The sequence below is a fragment of the Staphylococcus sp. GDY8P45P genome (assembly GCF_017892745.1).
In the GTDB taxonomy this organism is placed as follows: Bacteria; Bacillota; Bacilli; order Staphylococcales; family Staphylococcaceae; genus Staphylococcus; species Staphylococcus cohnii.
The window spans coordinates 16,498-39,808 of the sequence record NZ_JAESLS010000004.1 but is presented as its reverse complement, the minus strand read 5'-3'; the positions used below and the strand labels follow the sequence as shown (position 1 = coordinate 39,808).

Genomic DNA, 23,311 nt, shown 5'->3' with positions numbered 1-23,311 from the left:
TAAATTTAAAAACTAATCATTTATATTGTACATTTCATTTATTATTTACTAGTTATTATAAACTAATATGTATTACACACCTAATATTATTTGTAATTGTAACCTCTTTTTTCTCGTATGAAACTTTTTAATTTATTTATCTAGTATAAAAAGATGTATTAAATTACTAAATTAATTTTATTTTTCGAATACATTCGTTACTATATGATTAAATATAAAAATATTTAGACAACGGAGTTGAGTATAATTGTTAACATTAAAGCATTTAATAGATATGAAACAGCATGCTAATAAAATTTCAATGGTTACAGCTTATGATTACCCTAGTGCAAAACAAGCAGAAACTGCACAAATCGATACTCTTTTAGTTGGAGATTCTTTGGGTATGACGGTGTTAGGTTATGAAAGTACGGTTCAAGTAACGATGTCAGATATGATCCATCATGCGAAAGCAGTGCGTCGCGGTGCCCCTAATACCTTTATGATTGTTGATGTTCCTTTTGGTGCTGTTGGTATTAGTGAACACTTTGATTTAGAAAATGCTATAAATTTATACAAGCAAACAAATGCAAATGCAATTAAAGTCGAGGGCGCACATTTAATTGATTTTATAAACAATTGCCAGAACATCGGTATACCAGTCGTTTCACATTTAGGACTTACCCCACAAAGTGTTGGTATCACTGGATATAAGATGCAAGCCAATACAAAAGAAACCGCACAACAACTCATAAACGATGCTTACGCTGTACAACAAGCTGGCGCTATCATGCTCGTTTTAGAAGCTGTTCCGAGTGATTTAGCTGCACAAATCACCAAAAATTTAGACATCCCAGTGATTGGTATAGGTGCAGGTAAAGATACTGATGGACAAGTATTGGTCTATCATGATGTACTCAATTATGAAGTTCCACATCAAGCCAAATTCGTAAAGCAATATGGAGATTTTTCCAGTGGCATAACTGCTTTAATGCAATATCATAAAGAAGTCAAAAACGAAATATTTCCTGATGTTTCACACACTTATAAAAAACAAATTATGGATGAGGTATCAGAATGACAACATTAATTACATCTATCAAAGAAATGAGTAAAATAAGTACAAATTTAATAAAAAACAATCAGTCCCTCGGCTTTGTTCCAACGATGGGGGCTTTACACGAAGGTCATTTAGAAATGATGTCACAATCAGTAAAGGAAAATGACATTACAATCATCAGTATTTTTGTAAATCCATTACAATTTGGACCAAATGAAGATTTTGATGCGTACCCTAGAAATATAGACCAAGATAAAATTAAGGCAGCGTCTGTTGGTGTAGACTATATCTTTTATCCTACAGTAGAAGAGATGTACCCAGAAAAACCCACGATAACGTTAAATGCTGGTAGACTCGCCACTGTTTTAGAAGGTGCACAACGCCCTGGCCATTTCAATGGTGTCATCACAGTTGTTAACAAATTATTTAATATTATTCGACCACATCGTGCGTATTTCGGCAAAAAAGATGCGCAGCAACTAGCTATCGTTGAAAAAATGGCCGTAGATTTTAATCACCCAATAGATATCATTGGTGTTAATACAGTACGTGAATCAGACGGTCTCGCTAAAAGTTCACGCAATGTTTATTTGGCGCCTACAGAACGACAAGAAGCGCCAGCACTATATAAAAGTTTACAGTTAGCCAATGAACAATACCTTCAAGGAGAACGTAATTGTGCCAAATTAATAGACATAGCCAAAACTTATATTAAACAGCATACATCCGGTAATATAGAAACAGTAGCTATATATAGTTATCCAGAATTAGAAGCAATCACTCACATTAATGGAAAAATTTTCATTTCCCTTGCAGTAAAATTCAGCAAAGCACGTTTAATAGATAATATGATTATCGGAGATTAATTAACTGGATAATAAAACTAATACTCGTATATACACACAAAAACCTCTTAATTGCACTATATTGTGAATTAAGAGGTTTTATATATATTATAATTTAATTAACACTTCTCCTATGTCAACTGCACCGTCATGTGTTGTTTTAATCTCGTGTTCTCCTGAATTAGTTACGATAATAGGCGTAATGTCACTTTTCGCATGCGTTTTAATATAGTCTAAATCTACAGTCATAAGTGATTGACCTTTTACAATCGTCTCTCCAGAATCTACATGTACTGTAAAACCTTCCCCTTGCAATCCAACAGTCTCTAAACCAAAGTGAATTAACACTTCTACACCTGATTCAGATTTTAAACCTATCGCATGTTTGGTAGGGAAGACTAACTCCACTGTGCCATCAAATGGTGCCACAACCTCTCCATTATCTGGATAAATCGCAAGACCATCACCCATTAATTTATCACTAAATACTTGGTCTGGCACTTCATTTAACGGTACTGTACGACCTTTAAGTGGTGCATAAATCGTTTCACTTTCGACTGTAACTGATTCATTCATAGCTTCACTTTCAATCGTTGTCTCCTCTGGTTTTGTAATATTACCAGCGATAATTTGTGCCATATCATGTTTAATTTGATCTGATTTTGGTCCAAAAATTGCCTGCATATTATTCCCTACTTCTAGTACGCCTGAAGCACCTAGCTGTTTCAAACCCTCAACATCTACTTGAGCTTTTTCATTAACTTCTACTCTCAAACGTGTAATACATGCATCAAGGTGTTTAATATTGTCTTTCCCACCCATCGCATCTAAAACTTTAAACGGTAGCTCACTCACTGATACAGAATTATTTTGCATTTCTTTATCTTCTCTACCAGGCGTTTTATAATTTAATTTTTTGATAATAAATCTAAATATAAAGTAATAAAGCACTGCATAAACTAAGCCTACTGGAATAACAAGCCACCAAGCTGTCTTATTAGGTAAGATGTTCAACAGTAAGAAATCAATAAATCCACCTGAGAAGGTATAGCCTAAATGTACATTCAATAAGTACATAATTAAGAAGCCAAATCCATCTAGCACCGCATGAATAAAGAACAAGAGCGGCGCTACAAATAAGAATGAAAATTCCAACGGTTCTGTAATACCCGTAAGGAATGATGTTAAGGCACCTGATAACATCAGACCACCAACCACTTTACGATTTTCTTTCTTCGCTGAATGATAAATTGCTAGAGCAGCAGCAGGTAGTCCAAACATCATTACTGGGAACTCTCCACCCATGAATTTACCAGCTGTCAGTGGTACATTTTCAGTGATTTGAGCAATAAAAATTCGCTGATCTCCATGAATAATTTGTCCAGCCGCATTTTTAAAACTCCCAAACTCAAACCAGAAAGGTGCATGAAAAATATGATGTAAACCAAATGGTATTAACAAACGTTTAATAAAACCAAATAAAAATACTGCTATTCCTGTATTTGATTCTAAGAGACCTTCACTGAATGCATTTAAACCATATTGAATGGTTGGCCAAATCCATGCCATTGGAAATGCAAGAATGAAAGAACACGTTGCCATCATAATCGGCACAAAACGTTTACCAGCAAAAAACCCTAAATAACTTGGCAATGAAATATTATAGAATTTGTTATAACACCATGCAGCAAGTGCACCAATGATAATCCCACCAAACACACCTGTCTGTAAGGTAGGAATGCCTAATACATTTGCATAACCACTAGCAGCATCACTGACATTATCTGCTGTAATACCTAAAAATGCTCCCATGGTTTTATTCATAATCATAAATCCTACAAATGCAGCAATCGCAGCTACACCATCTCCGCCAGCTAAACCAATAGCCACACCTAATGCAAAAATCATTGGTAAATTATCGAAAATGACAACCCCTGCACCTTCCATCATTTGTGCAACATGTTGAAACCCATCTGCTTTAATAAATGGAAGGTAAGATTGTAAAACTTCTCCTTGCAAAACTGTTCCAAAAGCCAACAATAAACCCGCTGCTGGTAAGATGGCCACAGGTAACATTAAAGCCTTACCAATACGTTGAAGCTGACCAAAAAATTTCTTCCACATCATTTAGTATCCTCCATTTTCAAGAAACTATATAACGTTTATGTACAAAAGCATAATACATTATAAGTTCCTATATATTGCGTCAAAACAAGGTTAAAGACACAAAAAAGGGCATGAGTAAATAAACTGAGCTTTTGCTCTGTCTAAGTACTCATGCCTGATCGAATCAGTTACACGTGCTTATTTATTGTTGTGTTAAGTGGCTGATATGTAACGTTAAATAAATAACTTCTGCTTCATATACTGTGACACCTAACTGTTTTTGCATCATTTTCATTATCTTGACAGCAACATTATAGCACAGCGGATAATGCGCTTTCAACATCTTTTCAAATTCGGTTTGCGACTTGATCGTTTCGCCTATGCTCAGTCTTCTAATTAAAAATTGAATATGTCTAATAAATCTCTGATATTGTACAGATGTCGTATCAATAGGTTGATGTAAATCATGCTCCACAATTTGAATACATTTACTGATTAAATCATTAATTTTAGTCATTTCGCTCATTGTTAGTTTTTCCATATTAGATGCAATATGTAGTGCTATAAAACCAACCTCATCTTCTGGAAATTGGAGTGACAATACCGAATTGAGTTTATAGATAACCGAAGCAGCTATTTTATAAGCTTCAGGGTATAGATGTCTCGTTTCGATTGCAAAAGGGTTATTAATGTATTGATTTTGCTTTAATCGTTTATATGCAAATATAATGTGGTCGGTTAATGCTACAATTAAACGATTATCATCAATTTCTAAATCTGTGCTAGTAATCATATTAATTGCCTCAATAATCGCTTGAATGACAGAATCATCAGCTTGTTCAATAAGTGCTTTATAATGTTCTTGTTGCTTTTTCTGTTCTAACGCATAAACTTTTTCTATCATTGTCTCATCATCAACAACCATCCCTGGTTTCTTATTGAACCCAATCCCTTTGCCGATAAGGACCACTTCACGTTTTTGATGCATACAAATAATAACATTATTGTTTAATGGTTTCGTAATTTGATATTGACCCATCATATACACCTTTCTTAGTTATTGCTTAAAATTATATAGTGTATTTTAACAAATTAAAACTAAGAAGATGTATGGGCCTTCAAAATAATCATATTTTATAAAAAGACTTAGTACGTTTCTATAGCGCGATACGAAAGCTTGTTTAAACGTTGTACTTTTTTCTGTCTATATAAACAAACATTCAATAAATTAAGTTTCTGCAAACACTCAATATTTATGATTTCAAATTTTCATAATACGTCTTAGAGTGACTATTGATACTAAGGTTTTCAATTTGTAATGTTGTGTGCTTGATATTGTGTTTATTTTCCAATAATTTAGAAACATTATTTATTACTTCATACGATTCAATCTCTGATTGACTACTCAGTACAACATGGGCACTCAAGGAAAAATGTTCTGTGGTTATGCTCCACAAATGAAATTCATGAACATCATCAATCCCTTTTATACTTTTCATGTCAGCAATCACTTTATCTGTATCGAACTTTTCAGGTACAGCTTCCATTAATACAAGCCAAGCATTTCTAGCAATTTTCCATCCACCGCGTAATATAATTAAGGAAATAACGATACTGATGAGTGGGTCTATCATCTGCCATCCTGTTATGTGAATTAACACAACGGCAACGATAACACCGATTGAGTTTAATAAATCTCCCATGAAATGCCATAATGCGCTTTGAACATTAATATTGTCTTCCTGTTTTAAAGAACGTACAAGAACGATTGTCAAAACGATATTAACGAATAAACCAATCGTGGCTATGATAACCATAACACCACTTTCAATTGGTTGCTGATAAATCATACGTTTAACTGCTTCATACAGGATCCATAATGAAATAATCATTAACGCTAAACCATTTAAAAAAGCAGCTAATATTTCTAGCCTCAGATAGCCAAATGTAAAACGTGACGTAGGTTTTTTCGTTGCAAAATATATCGCAACCATTGACAAACTTAATGCGATAACATCACTTAACATATGAAACGAATCAGATAACAATGCTAAAGAATTTGAAAGTACGCCACCAACAAACTCTACTATGGTAAATATCAGTGTAATAAAGAAAGTTATCCACAGTGTTAACTTAGAGTTTTGTTGCTTTTTCCGATGATCAACATGATGAAAATATTCTCTTCTACTCAATAACTTTAGCCCCCCATTTACTTTAGCTACTCTAAATTATACCCTCTCCCCCAAATAATTTATACTATTATTTTTAATTAAAATATATTTATTATTGAATTGTCTTGGTTTTATATAACCAAATTTTCCATAAACAATAGCTATAGCGCAATTAAACCATTCATTTTACTTATCCATTGAACAAATGTAAGCTAATTATGATATGTAAAAGGGAGGCAAATATATGTTAAAAGACAAAATTACAATCATTTCAGGTGCAGCGAGTGGCATTGGGTTGGAAATTGCTAAGGTGTTTTTAAATGAAGGTGCAAAAGTTGTATTTACCGATATTAATCAAGAAGCATTAAATCATGCAGTTGAATCATTTAAAGCAAATGGCTTTGATTGTATGGGTTTTACTGCTGATGTTTCTAATGAAAAAGATGTAGAAGCATTAGTAGATGAAACCGTAAAACAGTATGGCCAGATTGATATTTTAATTAACAACGCAGGTTTGCAAAACGTGGCAAATATTGAAGACTTTCCAACTGATAAATTCAAACAAATGATAGATATTATGCTAGTTGGTACATTTATTATGACAAAGCATGTACTTCCAATAATGAAGAAACAACAGTATGGACGAATTTTAAATATGTCTTCGATCAACGGCCTCGTTGGTTTTTCTGGCAAATCTGCCTATAACAGTGCCAAACATGGCATCATTGGTCTAACAAAAGTTACAGCTTTAGAGGCAGCTGAAGATGGTGTGACAGTCAATGCAATCTGTCCTGGATATATCGATACACCACTTGTTCGAGGCCAAATGAACGACCTTGCCAAAACAAGAAATGTGAGTGTTGAACAAGTATTAGAAGAAGTATTATTCCCACTCATTCCACAAAAACAACTTGTGAATATTCAAGAAGTTGCTGACTATGCTGTGTTCATCGCTAGTGATAAAGCTCAAAGTGTCACTGGACAATCAATCGTAATTGATGGCGGCTATACAGCACAATAATTTTTAACAATAACAAAGACGATGACTTTACAAATTTTAAGTAAAGTAATCGTCTTTTTATACTATAAATCCAAATCAGTTTTGCAACGGTACAACTATATATTAGAGCATGCGCGCACATTACGCGCAGACAAACCGAAGACTCACCGTATGTGTTAAAGCTTGTGTTATCTATCTCGCCACTGTCAATTTTTATATAGGTTCATGAATTGAATACTGTTTTAACTAATCTAAGGTTACTTGACTCATTTAATTGTCAAAATGAGTCCCAACCATGTCATTATTTATAACCTTGTTACCTATTATATTTGAATCATTAATTAAGACATTTTAATAATAATTCTACCGGCATCGCCATTTGCTAATTGATCAAAACCTTTATTAATCTGATCTAATGAGATGACATCACTGATTAATGGATCAATATTAAGCCTGTTTTGACGATATAAGCTCACAAATCTTGGTATATCACGATCAGGAACACAACTTCCCACATATGAACCTTTAACCGTTCTCTCTTCAGCAGCTAAAGTTACTTGTGGAAATGAAAATTCTGCTTTTGGATCAGGTAAACCTGTGGTCACTGTTGAACCACCACGTTTTGTTATCGCATATGCTACTTGCATCGCAGGTACCACACCTGCTGTTTCAAAAACGTATTCAGCACCACCTGTTACATATGCTTTAACATCATCAATCACATTTTCATCACTTGAGTTAAACACTGCTGTTGCACCTAAAGTTTTAGCAATTTCAAATTTGTCCTCGTTAATGTCTAAAGCAATAATTTCATTAGCACCAGCCAGTCTTGCACCTATTATGGCATTTAGTCCAATGCCTCCAAGCCCCACTACCGCGACGTTACTACCCGGTCTAATCTGAGCTGTATTTATAACAGCACCTATACCTGTAATGACAGCACAACCAAACACTGCTGCTCTTTCATAAGGAATTTCTGGATCTATTTTCACAATTGAATTTTCTGAGACCACAGCATATTCTGAAAATCCAGAAACACCTAAATGATGGTGTATGACATCTTTTTCTTTAGATAAGCGGAATCCACCTTCTATCATTTCACCTTTCTCATTAGAAGCTGCACCATTTTCACATAATGCAGGTCTCCCTTCACGACATGGTATACATTTACCACAGCTAGGGATAAAAGTACAGACAACGTGGTCTCCAATTTCAAAATCACTAACGCCTTCACCTAATTCTATAATTTCACCTGCAGCTTCATGGCCAAGCGCCATAGGCATTGGTCTTGGACGACTCCCATTAATCACTGACAAATCAGAGTGACATAAACCCGCGGCATGAATTTTAATTAGCACTTCATTTTGTTTTGGAGCATCAAGGTTTAAAGTTTCTATTTTTAAAGGCTCCGTTTTTTCATAAGGGCCTTCAACACCCATTTCATATAATACTGCTGCTTTTGTCTTCATTGCTTCACACATCCTTTATTCATAATAGCCATCCGTAGACTTTCTAAAAGATTCAAATTGGTTACCATCATGTCCAAACCAAATTTCAGCATTCTTTTCTTGAGCAAGACGTTTAATATATTCCACAGAATTTGCCCATCCAACTGAATCATAAAGAATACCAGGTGGTTGTAATTTAGGTTCCATACTTTCTTGTGTGTAAATGGCATCAGAAGCTAAGATGAGTGTCCCTAATTCTTCAGTTTCAATTTCCAGACCAATCATTCCCCAGGCATGTCCACTACCAAAGTTGAGTACTTTCACACCATCTACAAGGTTTAGATGTGCTTGATCTCGCGCTATAGTTTGCCAAGTCAAATCACTTTTAATCCAAGCGTCGATATCACTCCAAATGTACGCACCTTCTTGTTGGTTACGCGCATAGCACTTCATCGCACCACTGAATTCATCGTCGTGAACAATAACAGTTGCGTTTGTAAAATATTCTAAACAACCAGCATGATCAAGATGTAAATGGGAAGCTACTACTATATCCACATCTTTAGGATCAACACCTAATTGTTCTAGTCTGTTTGGTAAGTGACATGATTCATCAGAAAAATAAGGGAAAGCTTTTTGTGTTGCATTAATCCATCGTCCTTCCTCTCCCATTGAATTCGGATTACAAGCAGTATCAAATAATATCTTAGCATCAGGATGATCTATAAAAACGGTATAAATCGGAAATTCATGTAGTTCATTTTCTTTATTTGGATTATCTAATGTCGCTTGGTTTGAATTTGCGATCATTAAATTTTTATCCATTTTCATTCGCCCATTATCCAACACATAAATTTTCATACGTTCTTTTTTTATATTCACCATACTAATCACCTCTTAGTATAATATTACACTAAAATGTAAGGGTTTTCCATAAATATACTAATACTTGCACTCAACACTTATATAAAAATGAATTATTACATTTTCACTTGAAATTCAATCAACTTTTAACACTTTTCTACGTATAAATGCGATTTGTCCATATCACACAAAACTAATATCATACTTTGGCACTTTTTACATACCCAAAACACTAAATAATGCTAAACTTAAATTAAATATTGTGAATATTTTCACATAATAGGAGGAGACGATTTTTATGAAGAATATTTTTATCGCAGGTGCTATCCCAGAAGCTGGGCTTAAACAACTTGAACAACATTTTGATGTAGATATGTACACTGGTGAAACCCTAATTTCCGAAGAATTATTAATAGAAAAAATTAAAGACGTTGATGCATTAATCACTTTATTATCTACTAACGTGAGCCGAAAAGTTATTGAAACTGCACCAAAATTAAAAATCATAGCTAACTATGGTGCTGGTTTTAATAATATTGATATTGAAGCTGCGCGTGAACACGATATCAATGTGACAAACACACCCATTGCTTCAACCAATTCAACTGCAGAGTTAACAATGGGTATTTTACTTGCTGTAGCTCGACGTATTCCTGAAGGAGATCAACTTTGCCGTAATGAAGGATTTAACGGTTGGTCACCGTTATTCTTTAGAGGACGTGAAGTATCTGGTAAAACAATTGGTATTATAGGATTAGGTGAAATTGGTACTGCCGTTGCAAGACGTGCTAAAGGTTTTGATATGAATGTCCTTTATTCAGGCCCTAAACGTTATGAAGATAAAGAAGCTGAATTAAATGCAGAATATGTTACACAAGACGAACTTTTAAAACGTTCAGACTTTGTAACTTTAAACTGCGCATATAATGAAAAGTTAAAACACATGATTGACTATAATGCGATCAAAAAAATGAAACCAACTTCATATTTAATCAACGCATCAAGAGGACCAATTGTTTATGAAGAAGAATTAGTAAAAGCACTAGAAGAAGGTATTATTGAAGGTGCAGCACTTGATGTGTTTGAGTTTGAACCACAAATTACTGAAGCACTGAAATCAATGAAAAACGTAGTTATCACACCACATATTGGCAATGCGACATTCGAGGCAAGAGACATGATGGCTGACATTGCAGCATCTAACGTAGTGAAACAACTTAGCGGTGAACAACCAAACTATATTGTAAACTAACAGGAGTGAAAAATATGCCACAAACATCCAATCGTTTTTTTAAAATAAATGAGTTACAACATTTTTCTGACGACGCAGCGAAAAAAACTATATTTTATGAAACACGACATTCAGCTGGTGCGGTTTGGTGTCTTAAACCAGGACAATCATTACCTTGTCACACACATAAAGATGCGGATGATGTTTGGATTGTACTACAAGGCGAAGGTACTTTTTTCACAAATGATAATGAACAAAAACCCATTAAAGCCGGAGATATATTCGTTTCATTCCCAGGAGATGCGCACGGCATGACCAACACTGGTGATGAAGATTTTGTCATGTTAGGTTTTGCTACACCAATGCCATTGGACTTCAATCCTTATGAATGTGCACAATAAGTGCGACATATTTTAATTGTTATACAATCAAAACCACCTGTTTTACGGGTGGTTTTCTTTTGGGCTATAAGTCTGCTTTAGTGGCTAGGACTCTCAAGTGGTATTTAACTTACTTTAATAACCCTTATATGCGCCCTCATATTCTTTAACATGCTTTTTAATCTTATATATTTTTTGTTGTTTCATTTATCCCCTATTTTACTAACATCATTCAACTTGTGGGAAGTAGATGTGCTTACATATTTACCAATGATATAATAATGAAGTCGTCGTTCTACTTCTGTGTTTTAACTAACATGGAAGGAGGTGACACCATGTTAAACACTCTATTTGTAGTACTTATAGCGCCTATTATAGTAGGCACTATAGTCACGTTGTTTTCACATTGGTTAAATAAGCGTGATAAATAATACGACGGCGACATAACCAAATACACCAAAAAGAGCCCGATAACTATGTCCGTAGTTATCGGGCTCGATGTTTACCATGTAAACACTCTATTTGTTAATTACATTATAACATCACAGTGAGTAGGAATGCAAAATGCTTTAAGTGCGATACACTAATTAGGAAACATCAAATTTTTTTATGCCTTTTGGAAATGTTTCTTCAAATTTCCCTTTTTCTTTGTATAAATCATACCAGGCCTCTGCGATAGAATCTGGATCTCCTATTGTTCCATGTTCTATCACTGTTCCTATTGCAAGATGTCTTACGATTATCTCTTTATCTTCCAGCTCATTGTAAAGATTTTCAGCATAGTTACGCAATCCAGCTCCTATAATGCCAGCATTTCCAGCAAAAGGTAAGGGGAATATTGTAGATACACCTGTTGTAAATAGGATTGATCCACTTCCTTTATCTATCATATCTGGTAAAACTTCGTTAACTAACTGAATTGATGGGAATAGATAAGTTTTTGACATTTCTGATATGCTCTCTGGTGTAGTTTCTAATATATTTGTAAAGCTATCTTCTTTTGCATAAGGGCTAAACTCTATGACATCTATAGAACCGAATTCAACTTTAATTGCTTGAATAGCTTGTTTTAATGCTTCCAAGTCTGTGATGTCAGCTGTAAAAGTTTTCGCCTCAATGTTTAAGTTACTCAGGTTTTCTTGAATAACTTCTAATTTTTCAGTATTTCGAGAGATAGCTGCTACTCTAAATCCATCAGAACCAAACTTTTTAGCTAGTGATAGTCCTAAACCAGTACCTGCGCCTACAATAACAAACGTCTTCATTTAAGCAGCTCCTTGTTTGTGATATATTAAAGCAACAAAATGTTGCTATAAATAAAATATACAGTTAGTAAAATAGTTTAACAATCAACAAACTATACTTAATTGTTGCTATAACAACAAAACTTTTAAATCGTTGAGGAAGTGGTTCAAATGGCAGAAAAAGTAAAAAATTTGAGAATGACACATACGAAACAGTCATTAATTAATGCCTTTTTTAGTTTGGTTAATAAAAAAGATTTTGAGAAAATAACAATAGCAGATATCACAAAAGGTGCTCAAGTAAACAGAGCTACGTTTTATGCGCACTTTGAAGATAAATATGATCTAATAGACTATATTATGGAGGATTTTGCTACAGTTTCTATTAAAAACTATATCTCATTTGATATGACTTTTAATCAAGAAAATATAAGCCAACTCATTTTAGCAGTTCATGATTTTTATCAAGAACCTAATATTGAATGCAGAAGCAGCTATGCTGGGTTAGCATTACCTCAAATGAGAGAAAAAATATTAAGAGAATTGAAACTTGTTTTATCAAAGAGCCTGAACGACAATTATGCAGATAGAGAAAAAGCCATATTTGTTCCTATTTTTGCACAAATGATTCATGAAGGTGCATTACAGTTAGTTGATAGTAATAATACGGCAGAGAAGGAAACATTAGCTAAGAAAATTGCATTATTTATAATTGGGAAAGCTTAATCATTTTTAGTTATTGAAAATAAAAAGTCGACAAGCATAAGTGATTCAAGTTGCGAAAAAAGGTATGCATTAAGGACATCCTTTGATTTAACAAATGTTAAAAAAATTATCTTGATTTAATATCTATGAATGCAAATAAATGCTTCTCATAGCGTCTAAACTTTCATAAAATGTAATTGAATTAAAATTTTATCAATTGCACAAGAAAAGAGTGTGGAAATTCACACTCTTTTTATAAAAGGTTTTCTTCTTAGTTTTTCCGTCCATTTTCTTCAACCTTTGTGGTTGCTTGTTTAAAAAACATATCATAAATAAAAGATAAACCAGCTAATATGAAACCTAATGATAACAAGCCATTTAAATTCTTATTTTCATAGATATTTACTAAACCTAAATTTCCAATCTTATTACCGAATTGATTAAGATTAATATTTAAATTCGTATAGTCCAATAATGTTGTTATTAAAAAAATAATTAAAATAATAATAATGGCATCTTTAAGTGCTTTAAAAAGTTTAGTTTTAATCTTTATCACCCTATAATCTCAATTTAACAAAATTGATTTATTCCAATACCTATCACTAACAAATAGATTTTCTCAGAATAAATACCTGCCCTACTTTTTGTTGTAGGAAGGTTTCCAAAATAAAATCACAACCATAAGTTGTAAAATAAATGACTCATATTTTTTCTATAAAGTTAAAGAACTATAACAAGAAAAGTATAAAGGATAATTTATGCTTTCTGCTTATGAAAGCCAATATTTGTTAATATACTGGCTATAAATAAAACTAAGAATAATATGAATCCATATATTTCAGATATATTCAGTTGTTCATTAGATAACTGTTTATTCATTATTAAAAACATCATATCTAATGAAAATATTAATAATAAATGTACATAAATTGTTGTAAATCCTGTTTTGTTTGTTGTGTTTTTATCTGTTGATTTATAGTGATGAACATATATAACAAATAAGCACGTAATAAAGGCGAAACATAATACATATAAAATATTTAAATGGGCTAATTCAATATTTTGTATTAATAAAACTAGACCTTCACCAAATAATAAAATCACTAATAAGCTTAATCGTTCAGTCAAATGGTTAAAAAATATAGGGTTACGATATGAAGTTTTATAAAAGAGTAATGGAAAGACTGCTACGATAAAAATCCCTATAAAATACACGACAAAATTAATCGGTGCCGGCAACATTATAGATATTATAGAAAGAATAATTGTTAATAATAAACCAATCGTATACACTTTAACCAATTTCATATCTATTCGCGTATTGGTAAATTTATAATTAATAAAGTATTGTATAAAAACACTTAGATATACCAAGGCTGACATTAAAACAAATGGAAGAAATGTTTGTTGAAAATCGCTATTTATAACTTTAGACAATATAACGATTAAATACATATCTATAAATACAAAGATGTATTGATACCATTTTTGATTGAAAAACCTATTAACTAAAAGAGTACGGTAAACCCATATAGAGAAAAAGACGAGAAAAAGCATGAAGCTTTTTCCTAGTTCTTCTAAAGACATTAAATTATGTGAAATGCCTTCTGCAGTCTGATTAATCGTAGATAAAATATAAACAAATATTAAATCAAAAAATAATTCTGTCATGCTGACTTCTTTTTTCCACTCCTAAACCTGTTCTTTTAATTATTCAAAAAGAGTTTCCCTCAGTTTATCTGTTTGATTATCTATAATTTATAATTCATTGCCAGTTAATAATTTCTTTTTTTATCATATACAACAAACGATTTTATAAAGTTCTTTGTTATTTTAACATTGAAATTAAAAAAAATTAACTTCTTATTTACGTAATATTGTAACTGTGTATTTTTATTTTAAGGTGTCAGAAATTAACATGAGCAACTCACCTATTTTAGGTACTGTAGTTATATGCCACCTTCATATAATGATTTATCATAATTATAGAATTTACCTCTATCATCAATACTAAGTCTAGCAAACGTTAAAGCAATGGGTACATGACATATTAAAGAAGTGAGGACTTTTTGTTTTGACGAATTGATTTAACAATTCTCCGATTCACTTAATCGTTTTCCAGCAATTTAACTTTTTCTTCTAATGTTTGAAGTCCGTGATCTATAATCTTTTTGTTCAATTAAATTTTTTGATGTTCTAAAAATTAATTTTTCTGCTTCATTTTTGTGCCACTTCCTTGATGATATAACTCCGCAATTTCTTTTAATCAATATTCTCAAGGAGCGTCCTTTTTAGATATTCATCTTGCCAAACACGAAATACAAGTATGCTCACATCATTTTTTGATTATCATCATAAATTCTTTAAATCTAAATAACTATCATATTCACTCTTTCTCATTTTCCATTACTTTATTAATATGTATATCATGTATTATAGAAATAATAGGACGTATCAACATTTGAATACTACCTATTACAAATAATATTGTGCCGTAAAAAGTTGTGCTCTCGTTAAAAAAGAAAAAACTACCAATCAAAAATATGATGCCTAATAAAAGATCATTTAATTGATAGAATAATTTATATATAGCACTGATTTTAATAGTCACATGTCTCATTTGTAAATCTACTTCATGTTGATTGTTAGAGCCTAGTTTTGATATCCGTTTCATAATTCATTACCACCTCATTAATAATTTTCAAAATTTAATTAATAATGTATTTTACATTATTATGACAGTTGTTTGAAACAAGATAAAATAGTTTTACTTAACTACCATGCTTTCGAGAAAAAACTAAAAGAAATTAAAGAAAGTTCGAAACAAGAAGAATCACACATACATTTACGTGCTGAAAACGGTGATATTGAAGGGTATGATTAGTAATTCAGATGATATAATAATGACGTCGCCTATCTCTCAGGCGTCTAATTGACGTAGAGAGGAGGTGTTAATCTATGCTAGAAATCCTTGTTCAGATCACGGTCACAGTCATCAGTGGTTGTATTATCGCGTTATTTACGCGTTGGCTACGCAAGCGCGATGATAAATAGGCGACTAGCCACACCAAAAAATCCCCTCACTATTGCGAGTAGTGAGGGGATTGGTGTATCCATGCTAGTTTCCTTGTTAAGTGTATTATAACATCATAGCGTGGAGGAATGCAAAAGAATGCAAAATGTTAGTTTCATCTAAAAAGAAAGTATTTAACTACTAAATAGCAGTTAAATACTAATATTTTAATTTTTATCAATAACAATATTTATTGATTGAATAATAATACCTAAAACAACTACAGTAAATGCACTATAAATTAATATATAAGTAGAAACCCCTTGCGCAAGTAATAAACCGCCTAATGCAGCACCAATCGCACTACCTAAATAATTTAAAGAACTATTTAAAGCCACAGATGCACTACCATGTTCAGAATGTTTTTTAAATTTTTAATTGTTCAGGTTCCTCTATAAAATCAATAGGTATGTCTATAAATTCATCAAATATATATAATCATCTTAAATAACTTAATGATTCTCTCTTTACTTTCGATAATATAACCTAGTTTTATAAAGAGTAATAATATTTTAATCTGTGTATTAATTAATAATGATAAGATAAAAAAATAAATTAATTAATGTATACTTACATTAATTAGTACCGTATAATATTTTATGAAACTATATATTATATAATGGGAAGAGGTAGCGAATGAAAAGGGATAGAAAACAAAGATTTTCAATTAGAAAATTTTCAATGGGAACAGGTTCAATATTATTAGGTTTCACAATTTTTACAGCAATAACTACTCATGAAGCAAAAGCTAGTGAATTAATAAGTAATAAAAGTACAGAAAAAGATGATGTAGATCACACATCAACCAACTCTCAAGAAGATTTATCAGAAACTACAACACCACAAAAAAAGGACGAGGAAACACAGAAAGATGATGTAGATTACGCATCAACCAACTCTCAAGAAGACTTATCAGAAACTACAGCACCACAGAAAAAGGACGAGGAAATACAGAAAGATGATGTAGATTACGCATCAACCAACTCTCAAGAAGACTTATCAGAAACTACAGCACCACAAAAAAAGGGCGAGGAAATACAGAAAGATGATGTAAATCACACATCAATCACCCCTCAAGAAGATTTATCAGAAACTACAGCACCACAAAAAAAGGACGAGGAAACACAGAAAGATGATGTAGATCACACATCAATCACCCCTCAAGAAGATTTATCAGAAACTACAACACCACAGAAAAAAGACGAGGAAACACAGAAAGATGATGTAGAACACACATCAATCACCCCCCAAGAAGATTTATCAGAAACTACAACACCACAGAAAAAAGACGAGGAAACACAGAAAGATGATGTAGAACACACATCAATCACTCCCCAAGAAGATTTATCAGAAACTACAACACCACAGAAAAAAGACGAGGAAACACAGAAAGATGATGTAAAACACACATCAATCACCCCCCAAGAAGATTTATCAGAAACTACAGCACCACAAAAAAAGGACGAGGAAACACAGAAAGATGATGTAGAACACACATCAATCACCCCCCAAGAAGACTTATCAGAAACTAAATATTCTAAATTAAAAGAGAATCAAACTATTAAAGCCGCACAAGCGGTACCTCCAAATCCTTATCACGGAGTATCTGATAAGTATTATGGTGGTTTTTTGGGTCTATTTGGAAGACCTGGTTTAACAACTGATATTAATCCAGAAAGAAAAACAATTATTAATGGTGAAAAAGCCAAAGCACATGCCGATTTTAGAATACCTGGACTTATAAATTTAGACAATACAAGTTATCAGTGGTATATGTATCGAAATAATCAATGGACTTCAATTAGTGGACAAACTAAAAAAGATTTAGATTATACTTTAACTAATGTAGGAGATTATTATTTCCAACTAGTAGTTAGAAATAAGCCCTTTTTAGGTTCAGCAAAAACATATGGTTCAAATGTTTTCGCAGTGAGTGTGGTTCAGCAACAAGTACAAGCTAATAAAATAACAATTACTAATAACCCTAATACTTTAGTTAATGATTCTTATTGGGGTTTAGGTTATGAAACAAATCCTAAAAACGCTACAGGTACAGTAAATTGGTCAGTAAATGATAATAGTTTAGCAACAATTAACCAATCAGGACTAATAACCATAAATAATAATAATTTGAAAGGAACAGTTATTGTAAAAGCAGTTTTAACAAATTCAGACGGTTCTACTGTAGAAAATTCTATATCAATTAAAGTTGGAGATATAATTTCTGATCAAACTGTTGAAGTAGGTGAAGATGCTACTTTTACTATTTCTCCAAGCTTAATACCAGATAATAATGAACAAAAAGTGACTTACCAATGGTACCGTTGGAATGAAGGTAAACGCCAAGAACTTATTTCGACTAATAAAGATTTAATAATAAATAATGTTGGTGTAAATTTAAATAATAGTCAGTATCAAGTTCTTGTAAATATAGGAGGAAAAGTCCAAGAATCTAATGTAGCTTCTTTAACTGTTAGTACAGCTGCTTCTGAGTCAGCATCACTAAGCGAGAGCGAATCACTAAGCACTTCTGAGTCCATTAGCGAGAGTGAATCGTTAAGTACATCTGAATCCATCAGCGAGAGTGAATCATTAAGTACGTCAGAATCCATCAGCGAAAATGAATCACTAAGCACTTCTGAATCAATTAGTGAAAGTGAATCATTAAGTACTTCAGAATCACTAAGCACATCCGAGTCTATCAGTGAAAGTGAATCGTTAAGTACGTCCGAATCAATCAGTGAGAGCGAGTCATTGAGCGAATCAGAATCAATCAGTGAAAGTGAATCGTTGAGCACGTCTGAATCGATCAGTGAAAGCGAATCAGAATCACTTAGTGAGAGCGAATCATTGAGCACTTCCGAATCTATTAGCGAGAGCGAGTCATTAAGTGAGTCCGTATCACTAAGCGAGAGCGAGTCATTGAGTACATCCGAGTCCATCAGTGAGAGTGAATCATTAAGCACGTCTGAATCCATTAGCGAAAGTGAATCACTAAGCACTTCTGAATCCATTAGCGAAAGCGAGTCGTTGAGTACATCAGAGTCGATCAGTGAGAGCGAATCATTAAGTACTTCCGAGTCAATCAGTGAGAGCGAATCATTAAGTACTTCCGAGTCAATCAGTGAGAGTGAGTCATTAAGCACATCAGAGTCACTAAGCGAGAGCGAGTCATTAAGTGAATCAGAGTCACTAAGCGAAAGTGAATCATTGAGCGAGTCAGAATCAATCAGCGAAAGCGAATCTTTAAGTACGTCCGAATCGATCAGTGAGAGCGAGTCGTTGAGCACATCAGAGTCACTAAGCGAGAGTGAGTCATTAAGCGAATCAGAATCAATCAGTGAAAGTGAGTCATTGAGCACATCCGAATCAATTAGCGAAAGCGAGTCGTTGAGTACGTCCGAATCACTAAGTGAAAGTGAATCGTTAAGCACGTCTGAATCAATCAGTGAGAGCGAATCATTGAGTACATCCGAGTCACTAAGCGAAAGCGAGTCATTAAGTACGTCTGAATCACTAAGTGAAAGTGAATCATTACGCACATCCGAGTCACTAAGTGAAAGTGAATCATTACGCACATCCGAGTCACTAAGTGAAAGTGAATCATTACGCACATCCGAGTCACTAAGTGAAAGTGAGTCATTGAGCGAAGTAGAAAGCGAATCAATGATTTCATCTGATTCAAATAATTCATTTGATTCTACAAACACATTAGAATCATCAAATGATTCAGATTCTGAGAATGAAGCGAACCAAAATGAAAAAGATAAAGATTCAGAGTTACCAAATACAGGGGAGGATAAAACGAAAAACGGATTGTTAGCGGGTATTCTTGGACTAGGTGGTTTGTCACTACTGAGAAGACGTCGTAAAAAAGGAACTGAAAATAATTAATAACATTTGATTTGAATATCAATACAAAATACAGCTGAGGATATTCTCCTTGGCTTATTTTGTTATAATAAGTTAATAAATATTTCTATAGTTATAGGAAGTGTAATAATATGAGTGAAAATATAAATGAAAAAGAAGAATTAGATCAAATAAACAAACAAATTGAAGAAGAATTAAATGAATATGATGCTGAAAAAGATCAACAAAAAGTAAAAAAAGAATTTCTGACACTTAAGTTTTTGGGCACGTTTATTATATTGACCTTTATGATTTTTAGCATAGTGAAATTGTTTGTTTGATAAGTAAAATTATGATTTTAACTTTAGTTATTGAGGTGTAATACATGACGATATATAACATGAACTATGGCATTGGCTGGGCGAGTAGTGGTGTAGAGTATGCGCAACTATACAGAGCTCAAGCTTTAAGAGGAAGAGCAGAAACATTAAAGTTCGTGTTTTTAGAATTTATAAAAACTGAAAACATACAAACCTTAACAAAAAATTTAGGATTTAATGATGATGAAGTGGTATGGTTATACCAATTTTTCACAGATATAAAAATAGCACCTTCAAGTGTTAAATTAGATGAGATTATTCAATCACTCAATGACGACATCACTAAAACAGAAGATGAAGGAAAAATCAAAAAATATTTCTTTAATAAAAACAGTAATTATATCGTGTGTCATTTGAAAAACGAAGATAGCGATATTGTTGATAGAGTAGAATATGTATCAAGAGGGAAGCTACTACGCAAAGATTATTATTCCTATGTACGTGTCTTTTCGGAGTATTACGCCCCTGAAGATAATATAGCTAAATTATATATGAGAGTCTTTTACAATGAAGACGGTTCTACAGCATACAACGAATATGTAAATGGTGATAATAGTATGTTTGTCTTTAAAGATAGAATACTATATTCGAAGCAAAGTTTTATTGCATATTTCATGGAAAAACTTCAGTTGTCACAGGAAGATATGATTTTATTAGATCGCTCAAAAGATATTGGTCAAGTTATGATAGAAAATAAAAATCAAGCTAAATTAGGTGTAGTGATTCATGCAGAACACTATAATGCATCAACAACGAACGACGATTATATACTTTGGAATAATCATTATGAATATGTATTCACTAATGCGCAGGAAATTGATTTCTTTGTCACAGCAACAGAAATCCAAAATAAACTGCTGACAGAGCAATTTGAAAAATATAATAATATCAAGCCTAATATATATACAATTCCTGTAGGCAATTTAAAAAATTTAACACAACCTTCTTTAAACAGAAAGCCGTATTCTATTATTACTGCTTCAAGATTAGCAGCTGAAAAACGTGTGGATTGGTTAGTTAAAGCAGTCGCAATTGCGAAACAACAAAGACCTGAAACAACATTTGATATATATGGAGAAGGAGCTCAAAAACAGGCATTGCTTAATCTTATTCGTGAAAACAACGCAGAAAGTTATATTACATTGCATGGTCATGTAAATTTAAATCAAGTATATAAAAATTATGAATTGTTTCTATCAGGATCAACGAGCGAAGGTTTTGGATTAACATTGATGGAAGCGATTGGCTCAGGATTAGGACTTATTGGTTTTGATGTTAATTATGGAAATCCGACTTTTATTAAGGACAAAGAAAATGGCTATCTCATACCTATTACATTAAAAGAAGAATCAGAGTCTGAAATAGTAGGAAAAATTGCTGAAGCTATAATTCGTTTTTTTGAAAATGATACAAATGATCTCCATGAGGCATCTTATAAAGTTGCTGAACAATTTACACAAGATGCTGTAAAAATCCAATGGAATCATTTAATTGAAGAGGTGCTTTATGATTAATTTATTTGAAGCTTTCGATAAACAAACAATAGTCCTTTATAATTCATTTAAATTTTCTGGTATGAATAGACAAACGATCGTTATTGAAACTGATGGCTTTCTTCCTGCAGATATTAAAACACCATATGAATTCTTTGCGGAAAATGAAAATTTGCCAGTTAAACCATTATTTTTTAACCAAGTTAAAACGCCGAGATTTTGGTTGATTGAAGGCAATAATAACGATGCTGTAATTAAAGATACAGGAGATATTAAAGCGAGAATTATTTATAAAAAGAATTATAAACATAGAATTGTAGAACGTATTGAGTGGTTAAATATACAAGGACATACGCATTACATTGATTATTATAATAAATATGGATACAGTTATGCACAAGTAGTATTGGATCCTAATACCCATAAAAGAATATTAAAACGCTACTTTAACGCTAAAGGCCAAGTATTTATGGTTGAGAACTTCATCACAAATGATGTTATTTTGAATTGGCAAGGCAAAGAATACTTCTTCCATTCGAAAATACAATTTGTTAATTTCTATATTCAAGTTGCAGGGTTAGAATCCGAACAATTTTTAATCAACTCATTTTCAGTGCCTGCTGCAGTGATGAATGGTTTAAGTGAGTCTAGCAATGATTATTTTTATTGGCAAGGTGATATAACGAGCGATATTATTCGTCATATCGAAAATATATTATCTAAAGAACATAGATCATTCAGTATTATTGTGCCGAGCGATGAAGCCTACGAACAACTTAAATCATCCATTAGTGATAAATGGAAAGACAGAATATATAAATCTGGATATGTATATAAATTCCTGAAGTCTAATAATTATTCTAACCAAGTGCTAACACTAACTAATTCAGATCAAATACCTCATTTAGAACAAATTGTACAAGCTCATCCACAATTAGATTTTCATATTGCAGCTATGACTGAAATGTCTAAGGTGTTAATGAACTTAAATAAATATGCCAATGTTAAATTATATCCAAACGCCAAGAAGTCTGAATTTAAAGCACTTTATAAAAAATGCGATATCTATTTAGATGTTAATAAAGGTAACGAAATATTAGATGCAGTTAGGGCAGCCTTTGACTACAAATTATTAATTTTAGGTTATGATGCCACTGCGCACAATAAAGTAATAACAGCACCAACTCATTTATTCGATGTAGCGCATCCTGATACGCTAATCAGTACCTTAGAGGAAATTACGCAACACAAAGATACATTCGATAATTACTTAGAATTACAATTACAACAAGCCAATGCAATTGATAAAACAACGTTTATTGAATCAGTAAATTAATTATTTTTCCTTATATCTCTGATTAACATAACCCATGTTATCAGAAGTTTTAATGATATAAATCAAAACCACTCTTAAAACGAGTGGTTTTCTTTTGAGATATAAAACTGATTTATCGGCTAGATTCTAAAGTGGAAATTGAAT

The 23,311-nt window shown here is 32.6% G+C and carries 22 protein-coding genes; 12 read left to right on the top strand and 10 right to left on the bottom strand.

The window, feature by feature from the left end:
- Positions 1-247: 247 nt before the first annotated feature.
- Positions 248-1,060, top strand: coding sequence for a 3-methyl-2-oxobutanoate hydroxymethyltransferase (gene panB / locus KA873_RS00510; protein WP_107385888.1), 813 nt, complete (start codon positions 248-250; stop codon positions 1,058-1,060).
- Positions 1,057-1,905, top strand: coding sequence for a pantoate--beta-alanine ligase (panC, locus tag KA873_RS00505; RefSeq protein ID WP_210140114.1), 849 nt, complete (start codon positions 1,057-1,059; stop codon positions 1,903-1,905). Before panB ends, panC begins: the two co-directional genes overlap by 4 nt.
- A gap of 87 nt (positions 1,906-1,992) precedes the next feature.
- On the opposite strand, the gene ptsG is transcribed toward panC, so the two are convergent.
- The 3 genes from ptsG to KA873_RS00490 all read right to left on the bottom strand — a co-directional run bounded on the left by ptsG (position 1,993) and on the right by KA873_RS00490 (position 6,182).
- Positions 1,993-4,008, bottom strand: coding sequence for a glucose-specific PTS transporter subunit IIBC (ptsG, locus tag KA873_RS00500; protein WP_107385900.1), 2,016 nt, complete (start codon positions 4,006-4,008; stop codon positions 1,993-1,995).
- A 184-nt stretch (positions 4,009-4,192) separates the two neighbouring features.
- Positions 4,193-5,029 carry a glucose PTS transporter transcription antiterminator GlcT gene (gene glcT, locus KA873_RS00495; RefSeq protein ID WP_107385890.1) on the bottom strand — a complete coding sequence of 279 codons (837 nt, stop codon included), beginning with the start codon at positions 5,027-5,029 and terminating at the stop codon, positions 4,193-4,195.
- Between the two features lie 214 nt (positions 5,030-5,243).
- On the bottom strand, positions 5,244-6,182 hold the full coding sequence (locus KA873_RS00490; RefSeq protein WP_107504721.1) for a cation diffusion facilitator family transporter: 939 nt from the start codon (positions 6,180-6,182) through the stop codon (positions 5,244-5,246).
- A 223-nt stretch (positions 6,183-6,405) separates the two neighbouring features.
- Between KA873_RS00490 and KA873_RS00485 the strand changes: the two genes are divergently transcribed.
- Entirely contained in the window at positions 6,406-7,182 is a 777-nt protein-coding gene (locus KA873_RS00485) for a 3-hydroxybutyrate dehydrogenase (RefSeq protein WP_107383502.1), read from the top strand.
- Between the two features lie 320 nt (positions 7,183-7,502).
- Here the strand turns inward: KA873_RS00485 and KA873_RS00480 are convergent, their stop codons facing one another.
- A complete protein-coding gene (locus tag KA873_RS00480; RefSeq protein WP_107385893.1) occupies positions 7,503-8,630 on the bottom strand; it encodes a zinc-dependent alcohol dehydrogenase family protein in 1,128 nt (375 codons plus the stop codon).
- 15 nt (positions 8,631-8,645) lie between these two features.
- Positions 8,646-9,494, bottom strand: coding sequence for an AhlS family quorum-quenching N-acyl homoserine lactonase (gene ahlS, locus KA873_RS00475; protein ID WP_019469224.1), 849 nt, complete (start codon positions 9,492-9,494; stop codon positions 8,646-8,648).
- 277 nt (positions 9,495-9,771) lie between these two features.
- Between ahlS and KA873_RS00470 the strand changes: the two genes are divergently transcribed.
- The 3 genes from KA873_RS00470 (at position 9,772) to KA873_RS00460 (ending at position 11,515) form a co-directional block, all read left to right on the top strand.
- Entirely contained in the window at positions 9,772-10,725 is a 954-nt protein-coding gene (locus KA873_RS00470; RefSeq protein WP_210140113.1) for an NAD(P)-dependent oxidoreductase, read from the top strand.
- A 14-nt stretch (positions 10,726-10,739) separates the two neighbouring features.
- Positions 10,740-11,105, top strand: coding sequence for a cupin domain-containing protein (locus tag KA873_RS00465; RefSeq protein ID WP_070038787.1), 366 nt, complete (start codon positions 10,740-10,742; stop codon positions 11,103-11,105).
- A gap of 314 nt (positions 11,106-11,419) precedes the next feature.
- Positions 11,420-11,515: a type I toxin-antitoxin system Fst family toxin gene (locus tag KA873_RS00460; protein ID WP_107523449.1), complete on the top strand. Its 96-nt coding sequence runs from the start codon at positions 11,420-11,422 to the stop codon at positions 11,513-11,515.
- Positions 11,516-11,671: 156 nt separating this feature from the next.
- Here the strand turns inward: KA873_RS00460 and KA873_RS00455 are convergent, their stop codons facing one another.
- Positions 11,672-12,349, bottom strand: coding sequence for an SDR family NAD(P)-dependent oxidoreductase (locus KA873_RS00455; RefSeq protein WP_210140112.1), 678 nt, complete (start codon positions 12,347-12,349; stop codon positions 11,672-11,674).
- A gap of 150 nt (positions 12,350-12,499) precedes the next feature.
- On the opposite strand from KA873_RS00455, the gene KA873_RS00450 reads away from it, so the two are divergent.
- Positions 12,500-13,054 carry a TetR/AcrR family transcriptional regulator gene (locus KA873_RS00450; RefSeq protein ID WP_192945706.1) on the top strand — a complete coding sequence of 185 codons (555 nt, stop codon included), beginning with the start codon at positions 12,500-12,502 and terminating at the stop codon, positions 13,052-13,054.
- Positions 13,055-13,304: 250 nt separating this feature from the next.
- On the opposite strand, the gene KA873_RS00445 is transcribed toward KA873_RS00450, so the two are convergent.
- The 3 genes from KA873_RS00445 to KA873_RS00435 all read right to left on the bottom strand — a co-directional run bounded on the left by KA873_RS00445 (position 13,305) and on the right by KA873_RS00435 (position 15,653).
- On the bottom strand, positions 13,305-13,589 hold the full coding sequence (locus KA873_RS00445; protein WP_233422640.1) for a hypothetical protein: 285 nt from the start codon (positions 13,587-13,589) through the stop codon (positions 13,305-13,307).
- A 200-nt stretch (positions 13,590-13,789) separates the two neighbouring features.
- Complete coding sequence (locus KA873_RS00440; protein WP_210140111.1) at positions 13,790-14,704, bottom strand: low temperature requirement protein A; 915 nt, start codon at positions 14,702-14,704, stop codon at positions 13,790-13,792.
- 715 nt (positions 14,705-15,419) lie between these two features.
- Complete coding sequence (locus tag KA873_RS00435) at positions 15,420-15,653, bottom strand: YrhK family protein (RefSeq protein ID WP_187345541.1); 234 nt, start codon at positions 15,651-15,653, stop codon at positions 15,420-15,422.
- Positions 15,654-15,991: 338 nt separating this feature from the next.
- On the opposite strand from KA873_RS00435, the gene KA873_RS00430 reads away from it, so the two are divergent.
- Complete coding sequence (locus KA873_RS00430; RefSeq protein ID WP_108902200.1) at positions 15,992-16,087, top strand: type I toxin-antitoxin system Fst family toxin; 96 nt, start codon at positions 15,992-15,994, stop codon at positions 16,085-16,087.
- Positions 16,088-16,273: 186 nt separating this feature from the next.
- Here KA873_RS00430 and KA873_RS00425 read toward each other — a convergent pair whose 3' ends face one another.
- Positions 16,274-16,444 (bottom strand): hypothetical protein, encoded by a 171-nt coding sequence (locus KA873_RS00425; RefSeq protein WP_174890063.1) that lies wholly within the window; start codon positions 16,442-16,444, stop codon positions 16,274-16,276.
- A gap of 298 nt (positions 16,445-16,742) precedes the next feature.
- Here KA873_RS00425 and KA873_RS13680 point away from each other — a divergent pair, with 298 nt between their 5' ends.
- From KA873_RS13680 to gtfB, 4 genes are all read left to right on the top strand, one after another.
- The gene (locus tag KA873_RS13680) at positions 16,743-20,000 is read left to right on the top strand and encodes a YSIRK-type signal peptide-containing protein (RefSeq protein WP_210140110.1); all 3,258 of its coding nucleotides are present in this window, start codon (positions 16,743-16,745) and stop codon (positions 19,998-20,000) included.
- 110 nt (positions 20,001-20,110) lie between these two features.
- Positions 20,111-20,299 carry a hypothetical protein gene (locus KA873_RS00415; RefSeq protein WP_071562372.1) on the top strand — a complete coding sequence of 63 codons (189 nt, stop codon included), beginning with the start codon at positions 20,111-20,113 and terminating at the stop codon, positions 20,297-20,299.
- A gap of 44 nt (positions 20,300-20,343) precedes the next feature.
- Complete coding sequence (gtfA, locus tag KA873_RS00410) at positions 20,344-21,852, top strand: accessory Sec system glycosyltransferase GtfA (protein WP_210140109.1); 1,509 nt, start codon at positions 20,344-20,346, stop codon at positions 21,850-21,852.
- The gene (gene gtfB / locus KA873_RS00405) at positions 21,845-23,167 is read left to right on the top strand and encodes an accessory Sec system glycosylation chaperone GtfB (RefSeq protein WP_071562373.1); all 1,323 of its coding nucleotides are present in this window, start codon (positions 21,845-21,847) and stop codon (positions 23,165-23,167) included. The genes gtfA and gtfB overlap by 8 nt, the downstream gene beginning before the upstream one ends.
- The last annotated feature ends 144 nt before the right edge of the window (positions 23,168-23,311 follow it).

Coding starts and splice junctions, on each gene's coding strand:
- panC (WP_210140114.1), top strand. CDS start 1,057: ATGACAACATTAATTACATCTATCAAAGAAATGAGTAAAATAAGTACA.
- ptsG (WP_107385900.1), bottom strand. CDS start 4,008: ATGTGGAAGAAATTTTTTGGTCAGCTTCAACGTATTGGTAAGGCTTTA.
- glcT (WP_107385890.1), bottom strand. CDS start 5,029: ATGGGTCAATATCAAATTACGAAACCATTAAACAATAATGTTATTATT.
- KA873_RS00485 (WP_107383502.1), top strand. CDS start 6,406: ATGTTAAAAGACAAAATTACAATCATTTCAGGTGCAGCGAGTGGCATT.
- KA873_RS00480 (WP_107385893.1), bottom strand. CDS start 8,630: ATGAAGACAAAAGCAGCAGTATTATATGAAATGGGTGTTGAAGGCCCT.
- ahlS (WP_019469224.1), bottom strand. CDS start 9,494: ATGGTGAATATAAAAAAAGAACGTATGAAAATTTATGTGTTGGATAAT.
- KA873_RS00470 (WP_210140113.1), top strand. CDS start 9,772: ATGAAGAATATTTTTATCGCAGGTGCTATCCCAGAAGCTGGGCTTAAA.
- KA873_RS00465 (WP_070038787.1), top strand. CDS start 10,740: ATGCCACAAACATCCAATCGTTTTTTTAAAATAAATGAGTTACAACAT.
- KA873_RS00460 (WP_107523449.1), top strand. CDS start 11,420: ATGTTAAACACTCTATTTGTAGTACTTATAGCGCCTATTATAGTAGGC.
- KA873_RS00455 (WP_210140112.1), bottom strand. CDS start 12,349: ATGAAGACGTTTGTTATTGTAGGCGCAGGTACTGGTTTAGGACTATCA.
- KA873_RS00450 (WP_192945706.1), top strand. CDS start 12,500: ATGGCAGAAAAAGTAAAAAATTTGAGAATGACACATACGAAACAGTCA.
- KA873_RS00440 (WP_210140111.1), bottom strand. CDS start 14,704: ATGACAGAATTATTTTTTGATTTAATATTTGTTTATATTTTATCTACG.
- KA873_RS00435 (WP_187345541.1), bottom strand. CDS start 15,653: ATGAGACATGTGACTATTAAAATCAGTGCTATATATAAATTATTCTAT.
- KA873_RS00430 (WP_108902200.1), top strand. CDS start 15,992: ATGCTAGAAATCCTTGTTCAGATCACGGTCACAGTCATCAGTGGTTGT.
- KA873_RS13680 (WP_210140110.1), top strand. CDS start 16,743: ATGAAAAGGGATAGAAAACAAAGATTTTCAATTAGAAAATTTTCAATG.
- KA873_RS00415 (WP_071562372.1), top strand. CDS start 20,111: ATGAGTGAAAATATAAATGAAAAAGAAGAATTAGATCAAATAAACAAA.
- gtfA (WP_210140109.1), top strand. CDS start 20,344: ATGACGATATATAACATGAACTATGGCATTGGCTGGGCGAGTAGTGGT.
- gtfB (WP_071562373.1), top strand. CDS start 21,845: ATGATTAATTTATTTGAAGCTTTCGATAAACAAACAATAGTCCTTTAT.